Below are 26,087 nucleotides of genomic sequence, written 5' to 3' on the forward strand. Positions count from 1 at the left end.
TTGCTCCCGCTCGGCTGCGAAGCAGTCGCAAACGAGGTAAATACGGTCTGGCGGACACACCGCAGTGAATGGCTTTGGGGTCGCTTCGCAACCCAGCGGGAGCAAGCTCCCTCGCCACAGGTTCAGTGTCAGCCACTGCGCAAAAAAAAGCGGACAGCCTTGGCCGTCCGCAAATATGCGCACATAGAGAGGAGCTTATCGCAACAGCGTTAGAACACCGACTGAATTTTCAGGCCGGCCACCAGCGCGTTGTCGACTTCATCCACACCACCTGGGTGAGTGATGTATTGCAGGTTCGGACGCACGGTCAGCCAGTTGGTGACGTGGAAACCGTAGTTGATCTCGTAGTTGTACTCAGTGCTGCGCAGTGGCGCGAACAGCGGATCGTCGTAGTCGGTGACGCCATTGGCGGCGTTGACCAGTTCGGAGTTTTTCTTCACGTCTTCGTTGACATGGATACGCGAGAAGCCGATGCCGACATCGTCTTTTGGACGAGCATCGAACGGCCCCTTGTACACGAACATCAACGACTGGTAGTTGTCGACGACGTTGGTTTCCTTGTCGTGGAAAGTGGCGTTGGCGGCGATATTCAGGCCGCGCGAAGCATCACCGTTGTGGCTGGTGAGCTGTTGCTGCACGACGAGCCAGTAGCCGTCCTTGCTGCTGTGGCTGCGATAGGCGTTGCCGGTGGTCGCGGCGTCGTTGCCATCCTCGTCTTCACGGACGTCATCGGCCTTGGCCGTACTTTTGTAGTAACCAACACGGTATTCACCCGGCAGGTTATTGATCTTCGGTGACCAGACCAACTCGACCGGAATGAGGGTACCCTTGGTACCGCTGCCGCTGAGCTTGTAGCGGTTGTTGTTTTCCAGTTGCGAAGGGTTCTGGTTGTAGGCACCGATTTGCGCATAGAGCTCAGGCGTGAGGTTGTATTTGACGCGAATCGCCGCCTGCATGATCGGCCAGTTGTACCAGATGCCGGTCGCCCAGTTACCCGCTTGTGAACCGCAGAACGCCAGGTTCTGGAATTCGCACGGGAAGGTGTTGAAGTCTTCGCCTTCACCGAAATAACCGGCTTTGACATCCAGTTTGCTGTCGAAGTATTTCTGCTTGATCCACAACTGGGTCAGGCGCGTGGTTTGCCCACGGCCCCAGACTTCCTGGGAAGAACTGAGGGTACCGGCGCGTGGATCACCGATGCGGTCGTTGGAGATGTTGCGACCGTCACGTCGGGTGAACTGGATCTTGGCTTCCGTATCGCCCCAGCCTGCCAGTTTTTCCAGGTCGAGCGCGACGCCCAGGCCAAACTGCTGGGACCAGCGCGCGGTCTTGTCATCGTTGTAGCCGCCGTGGAGGTTGGCACCCATCTCACCGACGAAATCCGCCTTGATATCGATACCTTGCTCGATCAGCTTGGTCCGTTCACCGCCCCAGTCGCCCGTCATCCACTGCGAATCGGCGCTGAACGCGTCGGCTGCGTGTGCGCTACCGGCCAGCATCATCGCCGCAACGGCTGACAACTGGCAGATACGCTGGGCGTTTTTTTGCTTTTTCATCCCTACATCCTCGTCTTTATTTATTGTTATTAACTGTTTTTATCTAACGCGGTTTACAACGATTGCGATGGATGTCCCCATCCACCGCATACTCCTTTCCAGTGGGAGAGAGCTTTTGTGGGAGCTGAGCTTGCTCGCGATGAAAGCGCCTCGGTCCTTCGAATGACCGCGTTATCGTTCATCGCGAGCAAGCTTTGCTCCCACAAGCGCCCTCCCACACTCGTTCTTCACCGGCCTTTGAACTGCGCTACGTTGGCGCTTCGGGCATCGGTTTGCGGCTGGCCGGCCACACCCAGGCGTTCGCCGGACTGGGCGTCGAACAGCAGCACTTTCGACGGATCGAATTGCAGCGTCAGGGTTTCCCCGGGCTGCGGTGCCACGTCCGGCGCCAGGCGGCAGCAGACCTTGGTGTCGTTGAGGTTGACGAATACCAGGGTGTCCGGCCCGGTAGGCTCGGTGACCTGGACTTCCGCGCGAATGGTCGGCAAACCATTGGGCTCGCTACCGGCCAACGCGATCTGTTCCGGACGCATGCCAAGAATCACTTCGCGGTCTTCCAGGCCGGCGTCCTGCATGCCCAACGGCAGCTCGCAACGGGCCTGGCCGCTGTCGAGCAGTGCCAGCAGGCGACCGTCCTTGCGTTGCAGGCGCAGCGGGATGAAGTTCATCGGCGGCGAACCGATGAAGCTCGCCACGAACAGGTTGGCCGGGTTGGTGTAGATGTCTTTCGGCGTGCCGAACTGCTGGATGATCCCGTCCTTCATCACCGCCACTTTATCGCCCAGGGTCATGGCTTCGATCTGGTCGTGGGTCACGTAGACCGTGGTGGTCTTCAGGCGCTGGTGCATCAGCTTCATTTCGGTGCGCATCTCGACCCGCAGCTTGGCGTCGAGGTTGGACAGCGGTTCGTCGAACAGGTAGATCTTCGGCCGCCGCGCCAGGGCCCGGCCCATGGCCACGCGCTGTTGCTGGCCGCCGGAAAGCTGGCCAGGCTTGCGATTGAGCAAGTGCTCGATCTGCAGCAGCTTGGCCACGCGGTTGACTTCTTCGTCGATGTCCGACTGTTTCATCTTGCGAATTTTCAGGCCGAACTCGATGTTCTCGCGCACGCTCATGGTCGGGTACAGCGCGTAGGACTGGAACACCATGGCGATGTCGCGATCCTTCGGGCTCATGCCGCTGACATCCTGGTCACCGATCATGATGGCGCCGCCGGTGATGGTCTCCAAGCCGGCGATGCAGTTCATCAGCGTCGACTTGCCGCAGCCCGAAGGGCCGACGAGGATCAGGAACTCACCGTCCTTGATCGACAACTCGATGTTCTTCAGGGTGTCCGGCAGGCCGGCACCATAGGTCTTGTTTACATTGCGAAGTTCAAGCGTTGCCATGATTACCCCTTGACTGCGCCGGCCGTCAGGCCGCGCACGAAATACTTGCCTGCCACCACATAGACCAGCAGGGTCGGCAGCCCGGCGATCATCGCCGCCGCCATGTCCACGTTGTATTCCTTGGCCCCGGTACTGGTGTTGACCAGGTTGTTCAGAGCCACGGTGATGGGTTGCGAATCACCGCTGGAGAACACCACGCCGAACAGGAAGTCGTTCCAGATCTGCGTGAACTGCCAGATCAGGCAAACCATGATGATCGGGGTCGACATTGGCAGGATGATCCGCCGGAAAATGGTGAAGAAACCCGCACCGTCCAGTCGCGCCGCCTTCACCAGCGCATCGGGAATGCTGACGTAGTAGTTGCGGAAGAACAGCGTGGTGAATGCCAGGCCGTAGACCACGTGCACAAACACCAAACCGGTGGTGGTGCTGGCCAGGCCCATCTTGCCAAGGGTGAACGAGGCCGGCAGCAGGACGGTCTGGAACGGCAGGAAGCAGCCGAACAGCAACAGGCCGAAGAACAGCTGCGAACCGCGGAAGCGCCACATCGACAACACGTAGCCATTCAAGGCACCGATGGCGGTGGAGATCAGCACCGCCGGGACGGTGATCTTGATCGAGTTCCAGAAGTAGCCGTCGACCGTGGCCCAGGCCTTGACCCAACCGATGCCGCTGACCACGGTCGGCCAGCTCAGCAGGTTGCCGGTGCTGATGTCTTCCGGCGTCTTGAAGCTGGTCAACAGCATGACCACCAACGGCACCAGGTAAAGCAGCACGGCGAGGATCAGCACCGCGTAGATCGCGATGCGACTCAGGCTGATGGAAGGTTTGGCAGCGAGACTAGTCATGACGCTTGGTCCTCAGCTCGGAGTACAGGTAAGGCACGATGATCGCGAGGATCGCACCGAGCATCAGGATTGCACTGGCCGAGCCCATGCCCATCTGGCCGCGACTGAAGGTGAACGAATACATGAACATGGCAGGCAGGTCGGAGGAATAACCCGGGCCACCGGCTGTCATCGCCGCCACCAGGTCGAAGCTCTTGATCGCGATGTGTGCCAGGATCATCACGGCGCTGAAGAACACCGGGCGCAGGCTCGGCAGCACCACTTTCCAATAGATGCGCGGCATGCTCGCGCCATCGATCTGTGCGGCACGGATGATCGACTGGTCGACACCCCGCAGGCCGGCCAGGAACATCGCCATGATGAAACCCGAGGCTTGCCACACCGCCGCGATCACCAGGCAGTACACCACGCGGTCCGGGTCGATCAGCCAATCCAGGCGGAAGCCTTCCCACCCCCAGTCACGCAACAATTTGTCCAGGCCCATGCCCGGGTTGAGCAACCATTTCCAGGCCGTACCGGTGACGATCATCGACAGTGCCATCGGGTACAGGTAAATGGTGCGGATGAAACCTTCGCGACGAATGCGCTGGTCCAGGAACACGGCCAGCAGCACGCCGATCACCAGGGTGATGCCAATGAACAGGCCGCCGAACAGCGCCAGGTTCTTGCTCGCCACCCACCAGCGGTCGTTGTCCATCAGCCGCGCATACTGCGCCAGGCCTGCCCATTTGTAGTTCGGCAGGAACGTCGAAGTGGTGAACGACAGGACGAACGTCCACAAGATATAGCCATAGAAGCCCACCAGAACGATGAACATGCTCGGCGCCAGCACCAGTTTCGGGAGCCAGCGCTGCAATGCATCGAACGGCGAGGCCTTGCTGAACACAGCAACAGAACTCATGGGAAGATCCAGTACAAGGGAAAAAAGACTACAGAACATTCCCTGTGTGGGAGCGAGCTTGTGTGGGAGCTGAGCTTGCTCGCGATGAAGGCACCTCGGTCTTTCGAATGACCGCGTTATCGTTCATCGCGAGCAAGCTTTGCTCCCACAGGCCCGCTCCCACAAAGGGACCGCGGCGCTCGTTACTTGGCTGACTGAACCGCTGCGCCCAATTTCTTGGCAGCATCGGCCGGGTCGGCTTTCGGGTCGTTGATGTAGTTGGTCACCACATCGAAGAACGCACCCTGTACCGCCAGCGTGGTCGCCATGTTGTGCGCCATGCTCGGCTGCAGGCCGCCGGACTTGGCGTCCGTCAGGAAGTCCTTGGCCGCGGTCTGGGCGCAGGAATCGAAACCGTACTTGGCCATGTCGCCGAGCATGTCGTTACGCACCGGGATCGAGCCCTTGTTGATGCTGAAGACTTTCTGGAAGTTCTCACCCAGCACGACCTTGGCGATATCCTGCTGGCCCGCCGCAGTGCCTGCGTCCTTCTGCTTGAACACCGCCAGGGAGTCGATGTTGTAGGTGAAGGCCTTGTCGGTGCCCGGGAAGGCCACGCACTCATAGTCCTTGCCGGCGACTTTCTTCGCGGCGGTCCACTCGCTCTTGGCCCAGTCACCCATGATCTGCATGCCGGCCTTGCCGTTGATGACCTTGGCCGCTTCGAGGTTCCAGTCCTGGCCCTTGCCGTCGGCGTCCATGTAGGTCGCGACTTTCTTCAGCTCGGTCAGCGCCTTGACCATTTCCGGACCGGTCAGGGCCTTGTTGTCCAGGTCGACGAGGGCCTTCTTGTAGCCATCGGCCCCCATGACCGAGAGCACCACGGCTTCGAACACGGTGCTGTCCTGCCAAGGCTGGCCACCGTGGGCGAGCGCAATGAAACCCGCGGCCTTGAGCTTGTCGCCAGCCGCATAGAATTCTTCAAGGGTGGTCGGGTTCTTGGTGATGCCGGCTTTCTTGAAGACTTCCGGGTTGATCCACAGCCAGTTGACGCGGTGAATGTTCACCGGCACGGCGACGTAGTCACCTTCGTACTTCACGGTATCGGAGACTTTCTTGTCGAGCAGGCTGTCCCACTTCTCGGCCTTGGCGACGTCCTCGAGGATGTCGGTGTCGAGCAGCCCGGTGGACGCCCACTCCTGGATGTCCGGACCCTTGATCTGGGCGACACCCGGTGGGTTGCCGGCCACGGCACGGCTCTTGAGTACGGTCATGGCAGTGGAACCACCACCGCCGGCGACAGCGCCGTCCTTCCAGGTAAAGCCGTCTTTTTCTACCTGGGCCTTGAGCACATCGACCGCGGCTTTTTCGCCACCCGACGTCCACCAGTGGACGACTTCCACGGAACCTTTGGATTCGGCGGCAAGGGCAGTGACGGGAAATGCTGCGACGGGAAGCAGGGAAGCAAGAGAAATGACAGTAGCGAGGCGAGAAATCGCATTCATCTAGAATTACCTTTCTTGTTGTTATGCATGCAAGTCTGGAGCTTGCGCTGCATGGATTCTAATCAGAGGGAATCCCTTCGCAGGTAACGAAGGGACGTGCAAATGTCACGACATGGTTACACAGGCGCAGGACTGGATAACCGCGCCAGGGCTGACGCCATGCTCGGTGCCAGGGGCAGGCGGGGAATCAGGACTGCCTGCCAGGCGTGATACAGGTCCGGCTTGCCCGGCCAGATATCGGCGCTGGGGCGGTTTTGCGGATCGAGTTCGTGATGCCAACTGCCGTTGCAGCGATCGATGAAATGCTTGTCACAGAACTCCCAGAAACGCCGATACCAGGCTTCGTATTTCGCCTCGTCGGTGCGCTTGAGCAAGGCGCTGGCCGCGGCCGCCGCTTCGGCGTGGACCCAATGCAGACGGTGGCGAACCACGGCGCGGTTGTCCCAGTCCAGGGTGTAGACAATGCCCGGTGCGCCATCGACGTCCCAGCCGTGGCGGCAGTTCTGGTCGAAGAGTTTTTGCGCGTCCTGGGCCAGCCAACCAGGGGTGAGCATGCCAATCTGCACCCGCGCCGCTTCAAGGTGCAGCAGCAACCGCGCCCACTCGAAACCATGGCCGGGAGTGGTGCCGTAGGGGCGAAAACCATCGGCGGGATTGTCCTGGTTGTAGTCGCGCAGTGGCTGCCAATGGCGGTCGAAATGCTCCACCACCAAGTAGTCGTTGGCGGCGGCATGGTCATGGATCACTCGCTCGACGATACGCAGGGCGCGGGCCAGCCAACGCGGATCGTCGGTGGCATCGGCCAGGGCCAGGAAGGCTTCGGTGGCGTGCATGTTGCTGTTGGCGCCGCGATAGGCCTCTTCCTCGCGCCAGTCGCGGTTGAAGGATTCGCGCATGGCGCCCTCCTCCTCACACCAGAAATGCGCGTCGATGATCCGCACCGCTTCGTCCAGCAACGCAGGGGCGCCGGGACGCTGGGCCACCACCGCGGAACTGGCCGCCAGGGCGACGAAGGCATGCAGGTAGGCGGCTTTGCCGGTGCTGTCCGCATCGGGTTGCGACGTGGCGAACCAGCCACCGTGCTCGGCATCGCGCAAGGGGCCATTGAGGGCCTGGATACCGTGGTCCACCAGCTCGGCAAAACCCGGCAAGCCCTGGATATGGGCCATGGCGAAGCTGTGGGTCATGCGCGCGGTGTTCATGGTTTCGGCCCGGGCATCGGCCGGCAGGCGCCCAAGCTCATCCAGGTTGCCAAAGCCGTCAGGCAGCTTCGAGGCCTTGGCGAACGCCAGCAGCCGCACGCCTTCATCGGCGAGCCAACGCTGGTGGGCAGGGGCATTCAGCCAACTGCTGAAGGCCGGTTGGAAGGTGTCCATCGGAGTACCTTTTTTTGTTGTTTTGACGCAGGGAGTCTAAACAAGGGAGGGTGGGTGGCAGGTAACGAAAGGGGCGAGTTATGTCACCGAGCTGTGACATTCCTTGAGAGATGTGTTGAGGCCACTGGCGCCTTCGCGAGCAAGCCCGCTCCCACATTGGGTCTATGGTGTTCACAATTTGTGTGTCCACCATCGAACCCTGTGGGAGCGGGCTTGCTCGCGAAGAACGATAACGCGGTGTTGCTAATCCACACTACGAGGCAACTGCAACGTCACCCGCAACCCCCCTTCACGAAGGTTCTGCAGGCTCACCTCGCCGCCATGGCTGTGGGCGATGTTGCGGGCGATGCCCAGGCCCAGGCCATAGCCCTGCTGTTGCCCGGCGAGACGGAAATGCGGTTCGAAGACTTGCTCCAGGCGCTGTTCCGGCACACCCGGCCCTTCGTCGTCGACGTGGAGGATGAACGCGGTTTCATCGTCATCGATGTGCAGGTGGGCGTTCTGCCCGTATTTCAAGGCATTGTCGATCAGGTTGCCGATGCAGCGCTTGAGGGCCAGCGGCTTGCCGGGATACGGCGCCAGCGCCCGGCCATCCTGGGTCACCCGGCCGTTGCCGTTGGGCGCCAGGTAAGGCTCGACCAGGCAATCGAGCACATGGTTGAGGTCCACCGGCTCGATGTTCTCGTGGATGTCGGTGTCCTTGACACACTGCAGCGCGCCTTTGACCAGCAGCTCCAGCTCATCCAGGTCACGGCCGAACTTGGCTTGCAGGTTTTCGTCCTCCAGCAGCTCGACCCGCAGCCGCAAACGGGTGATCGGTGTGCGCAAGTCGTGGGAGATCGCGCTGAACAACTGGCTGCGCTCCGTCAGGTAGCGGCTGATGCGTTCGCGCATGGCATTGAACGCCCGCCCCACTTCCACCACTTCGCTGCCGCCGCCCTCGGCCACCGGCTCCACTTCGGCGCCCAGGGACATGTCCCGCGCGGCTCGCGCCAATCGCTTGAGGGGCCGGCTCTGCCAGTGCACCAGCAAGCCGATGAACAGCAACAACAGGCTGCTGGTGAGCACGATGAAACCAACCTGTTGCTTGGGCAGGTCTTGCTCTTCGAGGCTGGTGTACGGTTCGGGCAGCAGCGAGGCGATGTACAACCATTCCCCCGGCGCCATCTGGATCTGCGTGACCAGCACGGGCGGATTTACCGGCTCCAGCGTCAGGGCATAGTGGGCCCACGAACGAGGCAGTTCATCGAGCTTGAGCCCGGCATTGAAAATCCGCAGGTCGTCGGGGCTGACGAACGTCACCGAGATGTCGGCGTTATGGCCCAAGGAGCGGCGCAGCACTTCATCCACGGCCGTGAGCACCGCCTGCTTGCGCGGCGTCACCGGCAGCACGTCCATGCCCAGGGGTTTGTCGTTGAGGGTGACGACGAACCGCGTGCCGCCCATGCTGCGCAACTGGTCCAGCACCAACGGCCGGTACGCCACCGGCAGCGAGCGCAAATAACTGACGCTGGCGGTCATCGAATGGGCCAGGCTGCGAGCGCTGGTAACCAGGCCTTCGAGTTGGGTGGCGCGCAATTGCGAAACCCAGATCAGGCTGGACAGGGTCTGGGCGAACAGCACCACCAGCAAAGTCAGCAACAACATCCGGCCCAGCAACGAGCGTGGCACCGGTACCCGCCGGACGATTTTCTTGATCCCGTCAATGACCATTGCTGGCAACCACACTGGCCGCCAACTGGTAACCGCTGCCCCGCACCGTGCGAATCAGCCGCGGCGGCTTGTCGGTGTCCCGCAGGCGCTGGCGCAGGCGGCTGACCGCCATGTCGACGATCCGGTCCAGGGGCATCAGCTCACGGCCACGGGTCGCGTTGCCGATGGTGTCGCGGTCGAGGATTTCCTGGGGATGGTCGAGAAACAATTTGAGCAAGGCGAAGTCGGCACCGGAGAGAATCACTTCTTCACCGTCGGTGTGGAACAGCCGATGGCTGACCATGTCCAGTCGCCATTCATCGAAGGCCAGCACTTCGCCGCCGGCGCGTTCCTGGCCGAATTGCGCCCGGCGCAGCAGCGCCTTGATGCGCGCCTGCAGTTCACGCGGGCTGAAGGGTTTGCCCAGGTAATCATCGGCGCCCAGCTCAAGGCCGATGACCCGGTCGGCCTCGTCGGAACTGGCGGTGAGCATGATGATCGGCACATGCGCCTGGCGTGGATGTTGGCGAACCCAGCGGCAAAGGCTGAAGCCGTCTTCATCGGGCAGCATGACATCGAGGATCACCAGATCGCTCGGTGCATCGTTCAACGCCTGGCGAAACCCGGCGCCGTCGGGCGTGGTCCGCACGTGGAAGCCCGCACGGCTGAGGTAGGTGTCCAGCAGCTCGCGAATCTCCTGGTCGTCGTCGACCAACAAAATCGATTTGTTTACTGAACTCACGGGCCTCGTCCTTGTTGTTTGGATGGGGGCGATTATGCCTGATGGACGGGTTCTACAAACACACTGCGACCCCCCTGTGGGAGCGGGCTTGCTCGCGAAGGCGGTGTGTCATTCAACTTTTTTGTTGTCTGACACACCGCCTTCGCGAGCAAGCCCGCTCCCACAAGAGGCCACATTTCAACTTCAAGCTGCGGCGGATTGCTCCAACGCCACGCCCGCGCCCATCAGGCCGGAGTATGGCGCGGTCACCAGCCAGACCGGAATGCCCTTGAAATAATCGCTCATGCAACCCTTGTCGGCGAAACACTTGGCGAAACCGCTTTCGAGGAAGAAATCGGCAAAGCGCGGGACCACGCCACCGACGATGTAGACGCCGCCGCGTCCGCCCAGCGTCAACACATTGTTGCCCGCCACGCGCCCCAGCCAGCGACAGAACTGCTCCAGCACTTCCAAAGCGATTGGGTCGCCGGCCAGGCCGGCCGCGGTGATGGATTCGGGGGTATCGAGCACTGGCGCATGGCCGTCCACGGCGCAAATGGCCCGGTACACCCGAGGCAAACCGCTGCCGCTCAAAGCGGTTTCGGCGCTGACGTGGCCGATCTCGTTGTAGATGTGCTGCCACAACTGGGTTTCCCGCGGGCTGCTCATGGGCAGGTCGACATGGCCGCCCTCCCCCGGCAACGCGGCGAACCGGCCCTCACCCAGATCCAACAGCGTACCGACGCCCAGCCCGGTGCCTGGCCCGATCACCACCGCCGGACGCATCGGCTCCGGGGTGCCTTCGCACACGACTCGGTATTCATCGGGACGCAAGCGGGTCATGCCCAGGGCCATGGCCGAGAAGTCGTTGACCAGCAACAGCTTCTCCACCTGCAATCTTTCGCAGAATGCCAGGTTGCTCAAGCGCCAATGATTGTTGGTGAAGCGAAACTCATCGCCGCTCACCGGACCGGCCACCGACAGGCACACCGAACCGATGGCTCCCGGCTTCAGGCCCATGCCACTCAAGTAAACCTCGATGGCATCTTCCGGGCAGGCGTAATCCGCCGTGGCCAGCACCTGGATATTTTCCAGGTTGTGGTTTTTCCACAGCGCGAAGCGTGCGTTGGTCCCACCGATGTCACCGACCAAAGCCAGTTTCAATTAAGCGTCTCCAGGGCAGAAGTGAAGGCGCTGGCGCCCTGCTCCGCCGAGCTGAAGGCCATGCGCATGAAACCGAACAGCTCGCGACCAGTGCCGATGTTGTTGCCCAACAGGCCCTTGGCCGGCGTGCGCGCGGCAAATTCCTCGGCGTCCACCTTCAGTTCCAAGGTGCCTTTGACGCCATCGACACGGATGATATCGCCCTCCTGCACCCGGGCCAACGCACCACCGACATAAGCTTCGGGGCTGACATGGATGGCCGCCGGGATTTTCCCGGATGCGCCGGACATGCGCCCGTCGGTGACCAGCGCCACTTTGAAGCCGCGATCCTGCAGCACACCGAGGAATGGCGTCATCTTGTGCAGCTCCGGCATGCCGTTGGAGCGCGGGCCCTGGAAGCGCATCACCGCGACAAAATCTTTTTCCAGCAGACCGGCCTTGAACGCGTCCGCCAGGTCCTGTTGGTCCTGGAAGACCATGGCCGGGGCCTCGACCACCTGGTTTTCCAAGGCCACGGCCGAGACCTTCATCACGCCACGGCCGAGGTTGCCTTCCATCACCCGCAACCCGCCTTCTGGCGAGAAGGCGCGGGCCACCGGGCGCAGGATGTTTTCGTCGAGGCTTTCGATCGGACCGTCGCGCCATACCAGCTCGCCGTCCTCGAGGAACGGCTCCTGGGTGTAGCGGCTCAGGCCGTGACCGAGCACGGTGTTGACGTTTTCGTGGAGCAAACCGGCTTCCAGCAATTCACGGATCAGGAACGACATGCCGCCCGCCGCCTGGAAGTGGTTAATGTCGGCCTTGCCGTTCGGGTAGACGTGGCTCAGGGTCGGCACCACCTCGGAGAGGTCGGCCATGTCCTGCCAGGTCAGCTGGATACCCGCCGCCATGGCAATGGCCGGCATGTGCAGGGTGTGGTTGGTGGAGCCGCCGGTGGCATGCAGCGCGACGATGGAGTTGACCAGCGAGCGCTCGTCAACGATTTCGCCGATGGGCATGAAGTTGCCGCTCTGCTTGGTCAGGCGCGTCACCTGGAACGCCGCTTCACGGGTCAGTGCATCGCGCAGCGGCGTGTTCGGGTTGACGAACGAGGCGCCCGGCAAGTGCAGGCCCATCACTTCCATCAACAACTGGTTGGTGTTGGCGGTGCCATAGAAGGTGCAGGTGCCGGGGCTGTGGTAGGACTTCATCTCCGATTCCAGCAGCTCTTCGCGGGTGGCCTTGCCTTCGGCGTAACGCTGGCGCACGTCGGCTTTTTCCTTGTTGGAAATGCCCGAGACCATCGGCCCGCCGGGCACGAAAATCGTCGGCAAGTGACCGAAGCGCAGCGCGCCCATCATCAGGCCGGGAACGATCTTGTCACAGATGCCGAGCATCAGTGCGCCGTCGAACATGTTGTGGGACAACGCCACCGCCGTGGACAGCGCGATCACTTCGCGGCTCGGCAGGCTCAGTTCCATCCCCGCCTCGCCCTGGGTCACGCCGTCGCACATCGCCGGCGTGCCACCGGCGAACTGGCCGACCGAGCCGATTTCGCGCAGGGCTTTCTTGATCTGTTCCGGGAAGGTTTCGTAAGGCTGGTGGGCCGAGAGCATGTCGTTATAGGACGACACGATGGCGATGTTGGCGGCGTTCATCATCCGCAGATGGTGCTTGTCTTCGGTGCCGCAACCGGCCACGCCATGAGCGAAGTTGGCGCATTGCAGCTTGCCGCGCATCGGACCGTCGCTGGCCGCACCACGGATCAATGCAAGGTAAGCCTCACGCGTGGCGCGGCTGCGGGCGATAAGCCGTTCGGTGACCTCAAGAACGCGGGGATGCATGTGTAGAACTCCAGGCTAACGGATGTGGCGACCTGATTGTCTATGCTGGTCAAAAGCCCGCTGCACGCTGTGTGGAAGGCGAGGCGACAGACGGTTTTTGACCATTCGGACCAGTTGATTCAGGTCACTCGTTGTAGATAAAACAAAATATTGCCACTAAAAAGGCTTGTTTTCTATTTTTATGCGAATAATCTTGTAATTCCAACAACAAATCGACGGCGGCGCAGTTAATGACTCTTCGAATCGCAATCAATGGTTTTGGCCGCATCGGCCGCAACGTCCTCCGTGCACTGTATACCCAAGGCTACCGTCGCGACCTGCAGATCGTCGCCATCAACGACCTGGGTGACAGTGCAATCAATGCCCATCTGCTCAAGTTCGACACCGTGCATGGCACCTTCGATGCCGACGTCCAGCACGATCATGAAAGCCTGACGGTCAATGGCGACCGCATCTCGGTCAGCGCCATCCGCAACCCGGCCGAACTGCCCTGGGCCGCCGAGAAAATCGACGTCGTGTTCGAATGCACCGGTCTGTTTACCGACCGTGCCAAGGCAGCCGCGCACATCAGCGCCGGCGCCCGCAAGGTGATCATCTCGGCTCCGGCCAAGGGCGCCGATGCCACCGTCGTGTATGGCGTGAACCATGACATCCTGCGCCAGTCCCACCAGATCATCTCCAACGCGTCGTGCACCACCAACTGCCTGGCCCCGGTGGCCCAGGTGCTGCACCGCGAGCTGGGCATCGAAAGCGGCCTGATGACCACTATCCATGCCTACACCAACGACCAGAACCTGACCGACGTCTACCACAGCGACCCGTACCGCGCCCGTTCGGCCACCCAGAACATGATCCCGAGCAAGACCGGCGCCGCCGAAGCGGTGGGCCTGGTGCTGCCGGAACTGGCCGGCAAGCTGACCGGCATGGCCGTGCGCGTACCGGTGATCAACGTCTCCCTGGTCGACCTCACCGTGCAGCTCAAGCGCGAAGCCTCGGCCGAAGAAGTCAACGAACTGCTACGCCATGCCAGCCAGCATTCGAAGATCCTCGGCTACAACACCCTGCCGCTGGTCTCCAGCGATTTCAACCACAACCCGCTGTCGTCGATCTTCGACGCCAACCACACCAAGGCCAGCGGCAAGCTGCTCAAGGTGCTGGCCTGGTATGACAACGAATGGGGCTTCTCCAACCGCATGCTGGATAACTGCCTGGCGTTGTGTAACGCCGAGTAACTGAAACGGCAGTTGAGCTTTTTTTGTGGGAGCGGGCTTGCTCGCGAAAGCGGAGTGTCAGTCAATAAAAAAGGTGGCTGATCCACCGCTTTCGCGAGCAAGCCCGCTCCCACAGGGTTACAGGGGACCGGTGAAATGAAGGCTTGACCCACCATGTAGATGATAAGCATTATCATCCTCTCGAACCGGATCGGGCCCTACCGTGAGTCAATCGCGCTTTCATCATGTCTTCCTCGCCCAGCGCACGCCGCTGCTACGCACCCTCGAGCGCATGGTCAGCAACCCCAGTACCGCCGAAGACCTGCTTCAGGAAACCTACCTGCGCGTCACCCGAGCGTTGGCCGAACGTACGGTCGAACACCTCGAACCCTTTGTTTTCCAGACCGCCCGCAACCTGGCGCTGGACCATCTGCGTGCCCGGCGCATCCAATCCCGAACGCTGTTGGACGACGTACCGCTGGAAGTCGTCCACAACGTCGTCGCCCCCCAGAGCAGTGCCGAGGACGCCGCCCATGCCCAGCAACTGCTTGAGCGCCTGGACGTCAGCTTGCAAGCCCTGAGCCCGCGCCAACAGCAGATATTCATCCTCAGCCGCCTGCATGGCCACAGTTACCAGGAAATCGCCGAACGGCTCGGTGTATCCCTGAGCACCGTGCAAAAGGAACTGAAGCTGATCATGGCGATCTGTGTGGGTGTGGCTGAGCGCAACCCATGAACTTCACGCTGCGTACAGGCTTGCCTCCTAATGCCTGCGGCTTGTAGCTTGTGCGGGCCGCTAATAAGAGAACTCACCGTGACGGACTACTCCCCTTCTCCTGAGCCGACGCCGGAAACCGCCCATGCCATGGAGCAGGCGCTGGACTGGCTGATCCTGCTGGACAGCCCCAGCGCGGAACAGACGCGGCAGTTCCAGGCCTGGCTGGCGGCCGATCCACGTCACGGCGAGGCGTTTGCCCGGGCCCAGGCGATCTGGAACGGCCCGCAGGTGCTGGAAAGTGCCCGCCGGCTGGAAACCGCGCCCAAGGTCACCGCCCTGTCGCGCCTGCGTGACCACTGGAAACCCCTGGCCACCGCCGCTGTTCTGCTTCTCGGCCTGTTCAACTTCAGCGACCTGCCCCTGCATTTCCAGGCCGATCACCTGACCGTGGTCGGTGAGCGCCAGCGCCTGCAATTGGAGGACGGTTCCAAGGTCCTGCTCAACACCGATTCGGCCTTCTCCAGCACGTTCAACGAACAACGGCACGTGGCGCGCCTGTACAAAGGCGAGGCCTTCTTCGAAGTCCCGGGCAACAGCACCCTGCCGCTGGAAATCGATGCCGGCCCGGTTACCGCCAGCGTCAGCGACACCACCTTCGCCGTGCGTTACCTCGACGGTGTGGCCCAGGTCCAGGTGCAGCGCGGCGATGTGGACCTGCGGGCCACCCGCAACGACACCCATGTACGCTTGTCCGCCGGGGAAAGCATCCGCATCGGCCCCAACGGCTTCGACCGCCCGGCCCGGCTCGATGCCAGCACCGAGCTGGCCTGGGTCCAGGGTCGGCTGGTGTTCGAAAACCGGCCGCTGAGCCAGGTACTGGCCGAGCTGCGCCGCTACTACCCCGGCTGGATCATCAACAGCAACGAACAATTGGCCAACGTCGCGGTGACCGGCAATTACCGCCTCGATCAGCCGCTGGACGTGGTCCGTTCCCTGGCCCACATCACCTCGGCGCGCCTACAGGAATTCCCGGCGCTGGTAATCCTGAACTAAATGAGAATTATTTTTACTCGATAGGCTTCGCTGGTTCGTCTCGTTATAGCCAATGCAATTGATTCGCATCTATCCATGCGAATTTGCACCTATAACAGATGCGACACGGAGCGCTATCGATGTCCTCTCGCCTTACTTGCCGGTTTCTTGCCCCTTCTTGCACGCTGTCACTGCTCACCGCCGCCATCCTGATGGCCGGCACCGCGCCGCTCGCCCTGGCCGCCACCACCGTGCAGCCCCCTGCACGCAACATGGGCGACTACACCTTTGCCATCGCCCGGCAACCCCTGGTCTCGGCCCTGAATGCATTCACTGCGGTCACCGGCTGGCAGGTCGGCCTGCCGGCGGAACTGGCCGAAGGCGTCGCGTCGCCAGGGGTGAACGGCTCGCTACCGCCGGAAAAAGCCCTGGAACGCCTGCTGGCGGGGACCCAACTGAGCTATCGCAAGCTGGGCGACAACAGCATCGTCCTGGAAAAACGCAGCCGCGGCAGCGCGCTGGAACTGCAACAGGTGACCATCAGCGCCACCCGCCAGGAACAGGACATCACCAGCGTACCGAGCACGGTCACCGTCCACGACCGCCAGGCACTGGACCGCAACAACGTCAATACCCTCAAGGACCTGGTGCGCTATGAACCGGGCGTATCGGTGGGTGGTGCGGGCCAGCGCGGCGGCATCAGCGGCTACAACATCCGCGGCATCGACGGCAATCGGATCCTGACCCAGGTCGACGGCGTTGAAATACCCGGCGGGTTCTTCAACGGCCCCTACGCCAAGACCCAACGCAACTACGTCGACCCGGAAATCATCAAGCGCGTGGAAATCCTCCGCGGCCCGGCCTCGGTGCTGTACGGCAGCAATGCCATTGGCGGTGCCGTCAGCTACTTCACCCTCGATCCGGACGACATCATCAAGCCGGGCGAGGACGTCGGCGCGCGCCTGAAGACCGGCTACAGCTCCGCCGACGAGAGCTGGCTCAAGTCCGCCACCGTCGCCGGCCGTAGTGGCCCAGTCGATGGCTTGCTGCACTATAGCCAGCGTGACGGCCACGAAACCGAATCCTACGGCAGCCACAACGGCACCGGCCTGGATCGCACCGCCGCCAACCCTGAAGACGTGCGCACCTACAACGTGCTGGCCAAGCTCGGCTGGAACTATAACGATGATGCACGCCTTGGCCTGGTCTACGAGAAATACAAGGACGACCGCGACAGCGACCTGAAAAGCGCCTATGGCGGCCCCTACTCCAACGGCCGCCCCACGATCCCCACCTCCATGCTGCCCGGCGGCATGTACCAGTGGCGCACTGGCAACGACACCATCACCCGCGAGCGTTTCGGCCTGGAACACAGCTTCGCCCTCGACAGCCTGCTGGCCGATCACGTCAAGTGGAGCCTGAATCACCAGGTCGCCAAGACCGACCAGAGCACCGCCGAGTTCTATTTCCCCATCACCCGCCAGGTCCTGCGCACCCGGGAGACCCTCTACGAAGAGAAGCAGTGGGTCTTCGATGCGCAACTGGACAAGGCCTTCAGCGTCGCCGACACCGACCACGCCTTGACCTACGGCACCACCCTCAAGCAACAGAAAGTCACCGGCTCGCGCAGTGGCAATGGCGTGTGCCTGGCGGTCGGCGTCGGTTGCCCGGCGGTGGGCGCCATCAGCACCCGGGACGTGCTGGCAAAAGCCAGTGACTTCCCCGACCCGACCATCAACACCTACAGCCTGTTCGCCCAGGACCAGATCAGCTGGGACAAATGGACCTTCACCCCCGGCCTGCGCTACGACTACACCCGGCTCAAACCGCACCTGACCGAGGAATTCCTCAGTACCGTGGACCCTACCGGCGGCGGTACAGTCAGCGGCAAGGACAAGACCTGGCATCGCGTCTCGCCCAAGTTCGGCGTGACGTACGCCCTGAGCGATGAGTACACCTGGTACGGCCAGTACGCCGAAGGCTTTCGTACCCCGACCGCCAAGGCTCTGTACGGTCGTTTCGAGAACACCGCCCCCGGCTATAGCGTAGAACCCAACCCCGACCTGGAGCCGGAAAAAAGCCAGGGCTACGAGACCGGCCTGCGTGGCCGTTTCGATTCCGGTTCGTTCGACGTGGCGGTGTTCTACAACAAGTACCGCGACTTCATCAACGAGGACGCCATCATCCCCGGTGCCGACCAGTTGACCTTCCAGAGCAACAACATCAAGCACGCCACCATCAAGGGCGTCGAAGCCAAGGGGCGCCTGGACCTGGACGTGCTGGGCGCGCCAAAAGGCCTCTACACCCAGGGTTCGGTGGCCTACCTCTACGGTCGCAACAACGACACGGGCGAACCGCTCAACAGCATCAACCCGCTCACCGGCGTGTTCGGCCTGGGCTACGACCAGGAGCAGTTCGGCACCTTGCTCAGCTGGACCCTGGTCAAGAAAAAGGACCGCGTCGACGACAGCAACTTCAACTCCCCCGATGGCGTGAGCAGCCAATTCAAGACCCCAGGCTTCGGCATCCTCGACCTGACGGGTTACTACAAGGTGACCGGCGACGTGACCGTCAGCGGCGGCCTCTACAACCTCACCGACAAGAAATACTGGCTGTGGGATGACGTGCGCGGCTACGACAGCGTCGGCGAAGCGGCCGTGCTGAGCCCCGCCAACCTCGATCGCCTGACGGCGCCCGGGCGTAACTTCGCGGTGAACCTGGTCTGGGATATCTGACCAATTTTTGTCGGCAAGCCAAATGCCTGTGGCGAGGGAGCTTGCTCCCGCTGGACTGCGCAGCAGTCCCAAGAACTTGCGGTCGCTGCGCAACCGAGCGGGAGCAAGCTCCCTCGCCACACCTGTTTCATTCGAAGGAATTTTTTCATGACCACACAACGCCCCGCTTCACGCTCCCAACGCCTGAACCAGATCACCCACGAGCCCCACGGCAAGCTCGATGCGCTGGTCAAGGCCCATGCGCCGTTCGACACCCCGGCCAGCTTCGCCCGTTTCGTCGTCGCCCAGTACCTGTTCCAGTCGGAACTGGTGGCGCTGTACAACGACGCCGAACTGGCCGCCTTGATCCCCGACCTGCCAGCCCGCTGCCGTGCCGACGCAGCCAAGGCGGATCTCGCCGACCTGGACACCGAAGTCCCTGGGCCGGTGGCCGGTGCGGTGAAAAACCCGACCCAGGCCGAAGCCCTGGGCTGGCTGTTCGTCTCCGAAGGCTCCAAGCTCGGCGCCGCCTTCCTGATCAAGCGTGCCGTGGGCCTGGGGCTGAGCGAAACCTTCGGCGCCCGGCACCTGGCCGAACCCGCCGGCGGACGTGCCGAAGGCTGGAAAACCTTCACCCGCACCCTCGATGGCCTGACCTTCACCGAACAACAGGAAGCCGAGGCGGACAAAGGCGCGCTGGATGCCTTTAACCGATTTACGGTACTGCTGGAACAGGCTTACGCGACCGAGTTGGCCTGATTCGCACAAGGAATCTAGGGGTGGATGCATATCTTGCAGTCCACCCAGAAACCAGTGTGGGAGCGGGCTTGCTCGCGAAGGCGGTGGGTCAGTTAACGGTTATGTTGGCTGATATACCGCCTTCGCGAGCAAGCCCGCTCCCACAGGAAATGTGTATGACTGAAAAACGCTGATGAACCATCCGTCGAAACTCACCCAACTGCTCTTCGCCCTGCTCGCCTACACCAGCCTGGCCATCGGCCTGGTCGCCATCGTCGTGCCTGGCCTGCCGACCACCGAGTTCATCCTCTTGGCCGCCTGGGCCGCGACCCGCAGTTCGCCGCGCCTGAGCGCCTGGCTGGAGAACCATCGGCTGTTCGGGCCGATGCTGCACAACTGGCGCAACGGCAAGGTCATCCCGCGCCGGGCCAAGGTCGGTGCCAGCGCCAGCATGCTGCTGTGTGCCGGGCTGATGTTGGTGATGCTCGACCACGGCTGGCCGGTCTACCTGGCGCTCGCCGGCATGGGCCTTGGCAACCTGTGGATCTGGTCGCGACCGGAACAAGCGCGAGGTATTCGTGGCGAGGGAGCTTGCTCCCGCTGGGCCTCAAAGCGGCCCCCAACGGATTTTTGATCTATGCTCGCCCTCTGGTTCAGGAGGGGCTTTCGATGGCAGATCTACTCACATCCATGCAAGCCGCGCTCGGTTTGCCCACGACCCCAATCACCTTCAGCGGCGAAGGCGCCCTGCCCTCGGCGTTCGCCGTCACGGAGCTGGCCAGCGCCAGCATCGCCGCAGCCGGCCAAGCCACCGCCGAGCTCATCCACCAGCAGACCGGCCGCCTGCCCCCCGTCGAAGTCGACCGACGCCTGGCATCGTTCTGGTTCGCCACCTCCCTACGCCCCATCGGCTGGCGCGTGCCACCGATGTGGGATCCGGTGGCCGGCGACTATGCCTGCGCCGACGGCTGGATTCGCCTGCACACCAACGCGCCGCATCATCGCCTGGCGGCGGAAAAAGTCCTCGGCACCTGCACCGACCGCGCCGACATGGCGGCCAGGGTCACCCGCTGGAACAAGGCCGAGCTGGAGCAAGCCGTGGTCGACGCCGGCGGTTGCTCTGCCCAGATGCGTTCGTGGCAGGCCTGGCAAACTCACCCTCAAGGCATGGCAGTGAATGCCGAACCGCTGGTGCATCTGAGTGAAGCGACTGGAGGACAGCAGAAACCCTGGCCTGGCTCCGTGACCCAGCCACTGGCGGGCCTCAGGGTCCTGGACCTGACCCGCGTACTGGCCGGCCCCGTCGCCAGCCGCTTCCTCGCCGGCCTCGGGGCCGACGTGCTGCGCATCGACCCGCCAACCTGGAACGAACCCGGCGTGGTCCCGGAAGTCACCCTGGGCAAACGCTGCGCCCGCCTCGACCTGCATCAAGCCGATGATCGCGCGGCGTTCGAGGCATTGCTCAAGGACACCGACCTCCTCCTCCACGGCTACCGTGCCGACGCTCTGGAACGCCTGGGCTACGGCGCCGAACAGCGCAGTAAACTGGCTCCGGGCCTGATCGACGTCAGCCTCAACGCCTACGGCTGGAGCGGCCCCTGGCAGAACCGGCGCGGCTTCGACAGCCTGGTGCAGATGAGCAGTGGCATTGCCGAAGCCGGCCTGGCTTGGAAACACACCGACAAACCGACACCGCTGCCCGTGCAAGCACTGGACCACGGCACCGGCTATCTGCTGGCGGCCAGCGCCTTGGTGCTGTTGGCCCGGCGCCTGCACACGGGCCATGGCGGCTCGGCACGTCTGTCACTGGCACGCACGGCGAAGCTGTTGATCGAGCGTGGCGCAGGGGACTCGAGCCCATTGCGAGCCGAGGCCGAGGATGATCAGGGCCTGGTGATCGAACAGACGCCATGGGGGCCAGCCCACCGGCTGCAGGTGCCCTTGAAAATCACCGGGACGCCGCTGCAATGGACCTTGCCGGCGGCTGAACTGGGGGCGCATCGGGCCCGGTGGTGACATGCACTAGCAGTTTCAACGGCCCCCTGTGGCGAGGGAGCTTGCTCCCGCTGGGGCGCGTAGCGGCCCTATTTTTTTGGGGGCTGCTGCGCAGCCCAGCGGGAGCAAGCTCCCTCGCCACAAGGGTTCGCCTCGGCATTACGGTGAACCTCACAACGCCAAAAACCCACTGTACAACCCATACGCCGCTACACCCGCGCCAAACAGCACACAGGCAAAAACACCTTTTTCCACAGCGGTGAACAAGGGCTGTCCCTGTTCCCACTTGGCCTGGGCAAACAGGATCACTCCGGGTGCATACAACAACGCCGACAGCAGCAGGTATTTCAACCCGCCGGCGTACAGCAGCCACACCGCGTAGCACAGGGCCACGCCACCTATGCACAGGTCTTTCATGCGCTGGGCCGAGGCTCGTTCGTAGGTTTCCCCACGGACGCACAGCAGCACCGCATAAGCGGCCGACCACAGGTACGGCATCAGGATCATCGATGAGGCCAGATAAATCAGGCTGGTGTAGGTGCCGGCGGAAAACAACGTGATAAGCAAAAACAGTTGGATCATGCCATTGGTCAACCACAGCGCATTGACCGGCGCATGGTTGGCATTTTCCTTGGTGAGGAATGCCGGCATGGTCTTGTCCCGGGCGGTGGCGTAGAGGATCTCGGCGCACAGCAGCGCCCAGGACAGCAGCGCCCCCAGTAATGACACCGCCAAGCCCAGGCTGATCAGCAATGCGCCCCAAGGCCCGACAATGTGCTCCAGCACGCCGGCCAGTGACGGGTTCTGCAACTGCGCCAATTCCGGCTGGCTCATGACCCCCAGGGACAACACATTCACCAGCACCAGCAACGCCAGGACACCGAGGAAACCGATCACCGTCGCCCGCCCAACGTCCGCACGTTTCTGTGCCCGCGCCGAGTACACGCTGGCACCTTCGATACCGATGAACACGAACACCGTGACCAGCATCATGTGCCGCACCTGGTCCATCACGCTGCCCAGGTCCGGGCTCATCGCGCCCCAGATATCGCGGGTGAACACCTCGGCCTTGAAGGCCACGGCGGCCAGGACGATGAACATCAACAGCGGCACGACCTTGGCCACGGTGGTCACCAGGTTGATGAACGCCGCCTCCTTGATGCCCCGCAACACCAGGAAATGCACGGCCCACAACAGCAACGATGCACAGCCGATGGCCACCGGCGTGTTGCCCTGGCCAAACGCCGGGAAGAAATACCCCAAGGTGCTGAACAGCAGCACGAAGTAACCGACATTGCCCATCCAGGCGCTGATCCAGTAACCCCAGGCGGACGAGAAGCCCATGTAGTCACCGAACCCGGCCTTGGCGTAGGCATACACGCCCGAGTCCAATGCCGGTTTGCGATTGGCCAGGGTCTGGAACACGAAGGCCAGGGTGAGCATGCCGACAGCGGTGATGGCCCAGCCGATCAGTACCGCACCGACATCGGCCCTAGCCGCGACGTTTTGCGGCAGGGAAAAGATCCCACCACCGATCATCGACCCCACCACCAGTGCGACCAACGCGCCCAGTGGCAACTTTTCAATCGGTGGCGACATTTCCCCTCGCTATTTAATAATTAAATAAAAGCCGATAGCGTTTTTGAATAACGCGCGCATTGCAAAGTCCGTTGTCTTATTTATCAGCCACTATTCAATGGCGCTAAATAAAAATACCAGGACAGCCACCTACAAAATAGTTGCGGCTCAGTGGAAATCAACTAGCGTGAATATCCTACCGAAACGCAATCACCCAGCCCCCCTGCAAAAAGCCTCTGGAATAGGCTTTTTGTGCATCTAAACACGCCAACGGACGCTTTAAGTTCTTCATTACAATGGAATGTTGTCATGCACTGATCCAGATCAGCTATTTAACTTTCAAATCGACTTAGTCTGTTGACTCTCTTCTCCTGCATTGGAGTCTCGCATATGTCTGATACCCCCGGAAAACTTCGATTGGGTGCGTTGGTCGCATTGGTCGTCGGCTCAATGATCGGCGGGGGAATCTTTTCCCTGCCACAAAACATGGCGGCCAGTGCCGATGTCGGCGCGGTGCTGATCGGCTGGGCCATCACCGCCGTCGGCATGTTGACCCTGGCCTTCGTGTTCCAGACCCTGGCCAACCGCAAGCCTGATCTGGACGGCGGCGTGTATGCCTATGCCAAGGCCGGGTTCGGCGACTACATGGGTTTTTCGTCGGCCTGGGGCTACTGGATCAGCGCGTGGCTGGGTAACGTCGGTTACTTCGTGCTGCTGTTCAGCACCTTGGGCTACTTCTTTCCGATCTTTGGTGAAGGCAATACCGTCGCGGCGGTAATCGGCGCCTCCGTGCTGCTGTGGGCGGTGCATTTCCTGGTGCTGCGCGGGATCAAGGAAGCCGCGTTCATCAACCTGGTCACCACCGTCGCCAAGATCGTGCCGCTGGTGCTGTTCGTGCTGATCGCCCTGTTCGCTTTCAAGCTCGAGATCTTCACCCGGGACATCTGGGGCACGATGAACCCGGACCTGGGCAGCGTGATGAACCAGGTGCGCAAGATGATGCTGGTCACCGTGTGGGTGTTCATCGGCATCGAGGGCGCGAGCATTTTTTCCGCCCGCGCCGAGAAACGCAGCGACGTCGGCAAGGCCACCGTCATCGGTTTCATCACCGTGCTGCTGTTCCTGGTGCTGGTGAACGTGCTGTCCCTGGGCATCATGACCCAGCCTGAACTGGCGAAGTTGCAGAACCCGTCCATGGCCGCCGTGCTGGAACATGTCGTCGGGCATTGGGGGGCGGTGCTGATCAGCGTCGGCCTGATCATCTCGCTGCTCGGCGCCCTGCTGTCCTGGGTATTGCTGTGCGCCGAGATCATGTTTGCCGCTGCCAAAGACCACACCATGCCCGAGTTCCTGCGCCGGGAGAACGCCAACCACGTACCGGCCAACGCCCTGTGGCTGACCAATGCGATGGTCCAGCTGTTTCTGGTCATCACCCTGTTCTCGGCCAGCACCTACCTGTCACTGATCTACCTCGCCACCTCGATGATCCTCGTGCCGTACCTCTGGTCGGCGGCCTATGCGCTGCTGCTGGCGGTGCGCGGCGAGACCTATGAAGGCTTCGCGGCCGAGCGGCGCAAGGACCTGGTCATCGGGGCCATCGCCCTGATCTATGCGGTGTGGCTGCTGTATGCCGGCGGCATCAAGTACCTGCTGCTCTCCGCCCTGCTCTACGCCCCTGGCGCGATCCTGTTTGCCAAGGCCAAGCGCGAGTTGGGCAAACCGATTTTCACCTCTGTCGAGAAGCTGATTTTCGCCGCGGTGGTCGCAGGCGCCCTCGTGGCCGCCTACGGCCTCTACGACGGCTTCCTGACCTTGTAGTTGGCTGATTGTTTTAACGGGAGGATGTGTAATGACCACGGAAAAAGTGAAGTACGGCGTTTATTCCGAAGCCGGCAAACTGCGTAAAGTCATGGTCTGTTCCCCAGGCCTGGCCCACCAGCGGCTGACCCCGAACAACTGCGACGAGCTGCTGTTCGACGATGTGATCTGGGTCAACCAGGCCAAGCGCGACCATTTCGATTTCGTCACCAAGCTGCGCGAGCGTGACATCGACGTGCTGGAAATGCACAACCTGCTGACCGACATCGTCGCCATCCCCGAAGCCCTGGACTGGATCCTCCAGCGCAAGATCACCGCCAACTCGGTGGGCCTGGGCCTGGTGAATGAAGTCGGTTCGTGGCTGCGCAGCCTGGAACCGCGCCATATCGCCGAGTTCCTCATCGGCGGCGTCTCGGCCGATGACCTGCCGGACAGCTTCGGTGGCAAGACTATCCAGATGTTCCGCGACTTTCTCGGACATTCCAGCTTTATCCTGCCGCCGTTGCCCAATACCCAGTTCACCCGCGACACCACGTGCTGGATCTACGGCGGCGTGACCTTGAACCCGATGTACTGGCCGGCGCGCCGACAGGAAACCCTGCTGGCCAGCGCCATCTATAAATTCCATCCGGAGTTCACCCACGCGGACTTCCAGGTCTGGTACGGCGACCCGGACCAGGACCACGGCAACGCCACCCTTGAAGGCGGCGACGTCATGCCCATCGGCAACGGCGTGGTGTTGATCGGCATGGGCGAACGCTCGTCCCACCAGGCCATCGGCCAGTTGGCGCTGAACCTGTTCAAGCACAAGGCGGTGGAACGGGTGATTGTCGCCGGCTTGCCGAAATCCCGGGCCGCCATGCACCTGGACACTGTGTTCAGTTTCTGCGACCGCGACCTGGTCACGGTATTCCCCGAAGTGGTGAGCCAGATCGTCGCCTTCTCCCTGCGCCCTGACGAGAGCAAGCCTGGCGGCATCGACGTGCGCCGCGAGGACGGCAGCTTCCTCGACACCGTCGCTGCCGCCCTCAAGCTACCCGCGTTGCGAGTCGTGGAAACCGGCGGCAACAGCTTCGCCGCCGAACGCGAGCAATGGGACGACGGCAACAACGTCGTGGCGGTGGAACCGGGCGTGGTGATCGGCTACGACCGCAATACCTACACCAATACCCTGCTGCGCAAGGCCGGCGTGGAAGTCATCACCATCAGCGCCAGCGAACTGGGCCGGGGCCGGGGCGGTGGCCATTGCATGACCTGCCCGATCATCCGCGACCCGATCGATTACTGACTTCGAGCCGGGGCCGTTCCTTATCCAAAATCGGTCTCGGGG

Annotated in this window: 20 protein-coding genes; 9 read left to right on the top strand and 11 right to left on the bottom strand. The window is 62.1% G+C overall.

All coding sequences use genetic code 11. The annotated features are described in order from the left end of the window. Positions 1-209 precede the first annotated feature (209 nt). The 10 genes from J3P88_RS23755 to edd form a co-directional block, all read right to left on the bottom strand. Positions 210-1,556, bottom strand: a complete 1,347-nt coding sequence (locus J3P88_RS23755) for a carbohydrate porin (protein WP_186709222.1) — start codon at positions 1,554-1,556, stop codon at positions 210-212. A 227-nt stretch (positions 1,557-1,783) separates the two neighbouring features. After that, positions 1,784-2,944: an ABC transporter ATP-binding protein gene (locus J3P88_RS23760; protein WP_411386691.1), complete on the bottom strand. Its 1,161-nt coding sequence runs from the start codon at positions 2,942-2,944 to the stop codon at positions 1,784-1,786. A 2-nt stretch (positions 2,945-2,946) separates the two neighbouring features. Then, complete coding sequence (locus tag J3P88_RS23765) at positions 2,947-3,792, bottom strand: carbohydrate ABC transporter permease (protein WP_003198539.1); 846 nt, start codon at positions 3,790-3,792, stop codon at positions 2,947-2,949. Beyond that, positions 3,785-4,693: a carbohydrate ABC transporter permease gene (locus tag J3P88_RS23770; protein ID WP_003198535.1), complete on the bottom strand. Its 909-nt coding sequence runs from the start codon at positions 4,691-4,693 to the stop codon at positions 3,785-3,787. The genes J3P88_RS23765 and J3P88_RS23770 overlap by 8 nt, the downstream gene beginning before the upstream one ends. A gap of 182 nt (positions 4,694-4,875) precedes the next feature. Further along, entirely contained in the window at positions 4,876-6,177 is a 1,302-nt protein-coding gene (locus tag J3P88_RS23775; RefSeq protein WP_186709225.1) for an ABC transporter substrate-binding protein, read from the bottom strand. Between the two features lie 116 nt (positions 6,178-6,293). Beyond that, entirely contained in the window at positions 6,294-7,553 is a 1,260-nt protein-coding gene (locus tag J3P88_RS23780; protein ID WP_411386689.1) for an AGE family epimerase/isomerase, read from the bottom strand. A 243-nt stretch (positions 7,554-7,796) separates the two neighbouring features. Beyond that, on the bottom strand, positions 7,797-9,266 hold the full coding sequence (locus tag J3P88_RS23785; protein WP_434571946.1) for an ATP-binding protein: 1,470 nt from the start codon (positions 9,264-9,266) through the stop codon (positions 7,797-7,799). After that, the gene (locus J3P88_RS23790) at positions 9,256-9,987 is read right to left on the bottom strand and encodes a response regulator (protein WP_186709230.1); all 732 of its coding nucleotides are present in this window, start codon (positions 9,985-9,987) and stop codon (positions 9,256-9,258) included. The genes J3P88_RS23785 and J3P88_RS23790 overlap by 11 nt, the downstream gene beginning before the upstream one ends. A gap of 183 nt (positions 9,988-10,170) precedes the next feature. Beyond that, complete coding sequence (locus tag J3P88_RS23795; RefSeq protein ID WP_434571948.1) at positions 10,171-11,130, bottom strand: glucokinase; 960 nt, start codon at positions 11,128-11,130, stop codon at positions 10,171-10,173. After that, a complete protein-coding gene (gene edd, locus J3P88_RS23800; RefSeq protein WP_186709232.1) occupies positions 11,127-12,953 on the bottom strand; it encodes a phosphogluconate dehydratase in 1,827 nt (608 codons plus the stop codon). Before edd ends, J3P88_RS23795 begins: the two co-directional genes overlap by 4 nt. A 230-nt stretch (positions 12,954-13,183) precedes the next feature. Here edd and gap point away from each other — a divergent pair, with 230 nt between their 5' ends. From gap to J3P88_RS23835, 7 genes are all read left to right on the top strand, one after another. Continuing rightward, positions 13,184-14,185: a type I glyceraldehyde-3-phosphate dehydrogenase gene (gene gap, locus J3P88_RS23805; RefSeq protein WP_003184623.1), complete on the top strand. Its 1,002-nt coding sequence runs from the start codon at positions 13,184-13,186 to the stop codon at positions 14,183-14,185. A 202-nt stretch (positions 14,186-14,387) separates the two neighbouring features. Further along, entirely contained in the window at positions 14,388-14,900 is a 513-nt protein-coding gene (locus tag J3P88_RS23810) for a sigma-70 family RNA polymerase sigma factor (RefSeq protein WP_186730485.1), read from the top strand. 129 nt (positions 14,901-15,029) lie between these two features. Beyond that, positions 15,030-15,935: a FecR family protein gene (locus J3P88_RS23815; protein WP_186709245.1), complete on the top strand. Its 906-nt coding sequence runs from the start codon at positions 15,030-15,032 to the stop codon at positions 15,933-15,935. A 119-nt stretch (positions 15,936-16,054) separates the two neighbouring features. Continuing rightward, positions 16,055-18,649, top strand: coding sequence for a TonB-dependent receptor (locus tag J3P88_RS23820; protein ID WP_434571951.1), 2,595 nt, complete (start codon positions 16,055-16,057; stop codon positions 18,647-18,649). 147 nt (positions 18,650-18,796) lie between these two features. Then, on the top strand, positions 18,797-19,387 hold the full coding sequence (locus J3P88_RS23825; protein ID WP_434571953.1) for a biliverdin-producing heme oxygenase: 591 nt from the start codon (positions 18,797-18,799) through the stop codon (positions 19,385-19,387). A gap of 172 nt (positions 19,388-19,559) precedes the next feature. Next, entirely contained in the window at positions 19,560-20,000 is a 441-nt protein-coding gene (locus J3P88_RS23830; RefSeq protein WP_434571955.1) for a YbaN family protein, read from the top strand. A 35-nt stretch (positions 20,001-20,035) separates the two neighbouring features. Next, entirely contained in the window at positions 20,036-21,382 is a 1,347-nt protein-coding gene (locus tag J3P88_RS23835; RefSeq protein ID WP_434571957.1) for a CoA transferase, read from the top strand. 150 nt (positions 21,383-21,532) lie between these two features. Here J3P88_RS23835 and arcD (J3P88_RS23840) read toward each other — a convergent pair whose 3' ends face one another. Next, positions 21,533-22,960 carry an arginine-ornithine antiporter gene (arcD, locus tag J3P88_RS23840; RefSeq protein ID WP_434571959.1) on the bottom strand — a complete coding sequence of 476 codons (1,428 nt, stop codon included), beginning with the start codon at positions 22,958-22,960 and terminating at the stop codon, positions 21,533-21,535. Between the two features lie 369 nt (positions 22,961-23,329). Here arcD (J3P88_RS23840) and arcD (J3P88_RS23845) point away from each other — a divergent pair, with 369 nt between their 5' ends. Beyond that, positions 23,330-24,757, top strand: a complete 1,428-nt coding sequence (gene arcD / locus J3P88_RS23845) for an arginine-ornithine antiporter (RefSeq protein WP_217884302.1) — start codon at positions 23,330-23,332, stop codon at positions 24,755-24,757. A 31-nt stretch (positions 24,758-24,788) separates the two neighbouring features. Beyond that, positions 24,789-26,045, top strand: coding sequence for an arginine deiminase (arcA, locus tag J3P88_RS23850; protein WP_434571962.1), 1,257 nt, complete (start codon positions 24,789-24,791; stop codon positions 26,043-26,045). The last annotated feature ends 42 nt before the right edge of the window (positions 26,046-26,087 follow it).

The organism is Pseudomonas sp. Z3-6 (genome assembly GCF_051131985.1).
Lineage (GTDB): Bacteria > Pseudomonadota > Gammaproteobacteria > Pseudomonadales > Pseudomonadaceae > Aquipseudomonas > Aquipseudomonas zanjanensis.

Excerpts from the sequence above, each read along its gene's own strand:
- J3P88_RS23755 (WP_186709222.1), bottom strand. The coding sequence starts at position 1,556 with ATGAAAAAGCAAAAAAACGCCCAGCGTATCTGCCAGTTGTCAGCCGTT.
- J3P88_RS23760 (WP_411386691.1), bottom strand. The coding sequence starts at position 2,944 with ATGGCAACGCTTGAACTTCGCAATGTAAACAAGACCTATGGTGCCGGC.
- J3P88_RS23765 (WP_003198539.1), bottom strand. The coding sequence starts at position 3,792 with ATGACTAGTCTCGCTGCCAAACCTTCCATCAGCCTGAGTCGCATCGCG.
- J3P88_RS23770 (WP_003198535.1), bottom strand. The coding sequence starts at position 4,693 with ATGAGTTCTGTTGCTGTGTTCAGCAAGGCCTCGCCGTTCGATGCATTG.
- J3P88_RS23775 (WP_186709225.1), bottom strand. The coding sequence starts at position 6,177 with ATGAATGCGATTTCTCGCCTCGCTACTGTCATTTCTCTTGCTTCCCTG.
- J3P88_RS23780 (WP_411386689.1), bottom strand. The coding sequence starts at position 7,553 with ATGGACACCTTCCAACCGGCCTTCAGCAGTTGGCTGAATGCCCCTGCC.
- J3P88_RS23785 (WP_434571946.1), bottom strand. The coding sequence starts at position 9,266 with ATGGTCATTGACGGGATCAAGAAAATCGTCCGGCGGGTACCGGTGCCA.
- edd (WP_186709232.1), bottom strand. The coding sequence starts at position 12,953 with ATGCATCCCCGCGTTCTTGAGGTCACCGAACGGCTTATCGCCCGCAGC.
- gap (WP_003184623.1), top strand. The coding sequence starts at position 13,184 with ATGACTCTTCGAATCGCAATCAATGGTTTTGGCCGCATCGGCCGCAAC.
- J3P88_RS23815 (WP_186709245.1), top strand. The coding sequence starts at position 15,030 with ATGGAGCAGGCGCTGGACTGGCTGATCCTGCTGGACAGCCCCAGCGCG.
- J3P88_RS23820 (WP_434571951.1), top strand. The coding sequence starts at position 16,055 with ATGTCCTCTCGCCTTACTTGCCGGTTTCTTGCCCCTTCTTGCACGCTG.
- J3P88_RS23825 (WP_434571953.1), top strand. The coding sequence starts at position 18,797 with ATGACCACACAACGCCCCGCTTCACGCTCCCAACGCCTGAACCAGATC.
- J3P88_RS23830 (WP_434571955.1), top strand. The coding sequence starts at position 19,560 with ATGAACCATCCGTCGAAACTCACCCAACTGCTCTTCGCCCTGCTCGCC.
- J3P88_RS23835 (WP_434571957.1), top strand. The coding sequence starts at position 20,036 with ATGGCAGATCTACTCACATCCATGCAAGCCGCGCTCGGTTTGCCCACG.
- arcD (WP_434571959.1), bottom strand. The coding sequence starts at position 22,960 with ATGTCGCCACCGATTGAAAAGTTGCCACTGGGCGCGTTGGTCGCACTG.
- arcD (WP_217884302.1), top strand. The coding sequence starts at position 23,330 with ATGTCTGATACCCCCGGAAAACTTCGATTGGGTGCGTTGGTCGCATTG.
- arcA (WP_434571962.1), top strand. The coding sequence starts at position 24,789 with ATGACCACGGAAAAAGTGAAGTACGGCGTTTATTCCGAAGCCGGCAAA.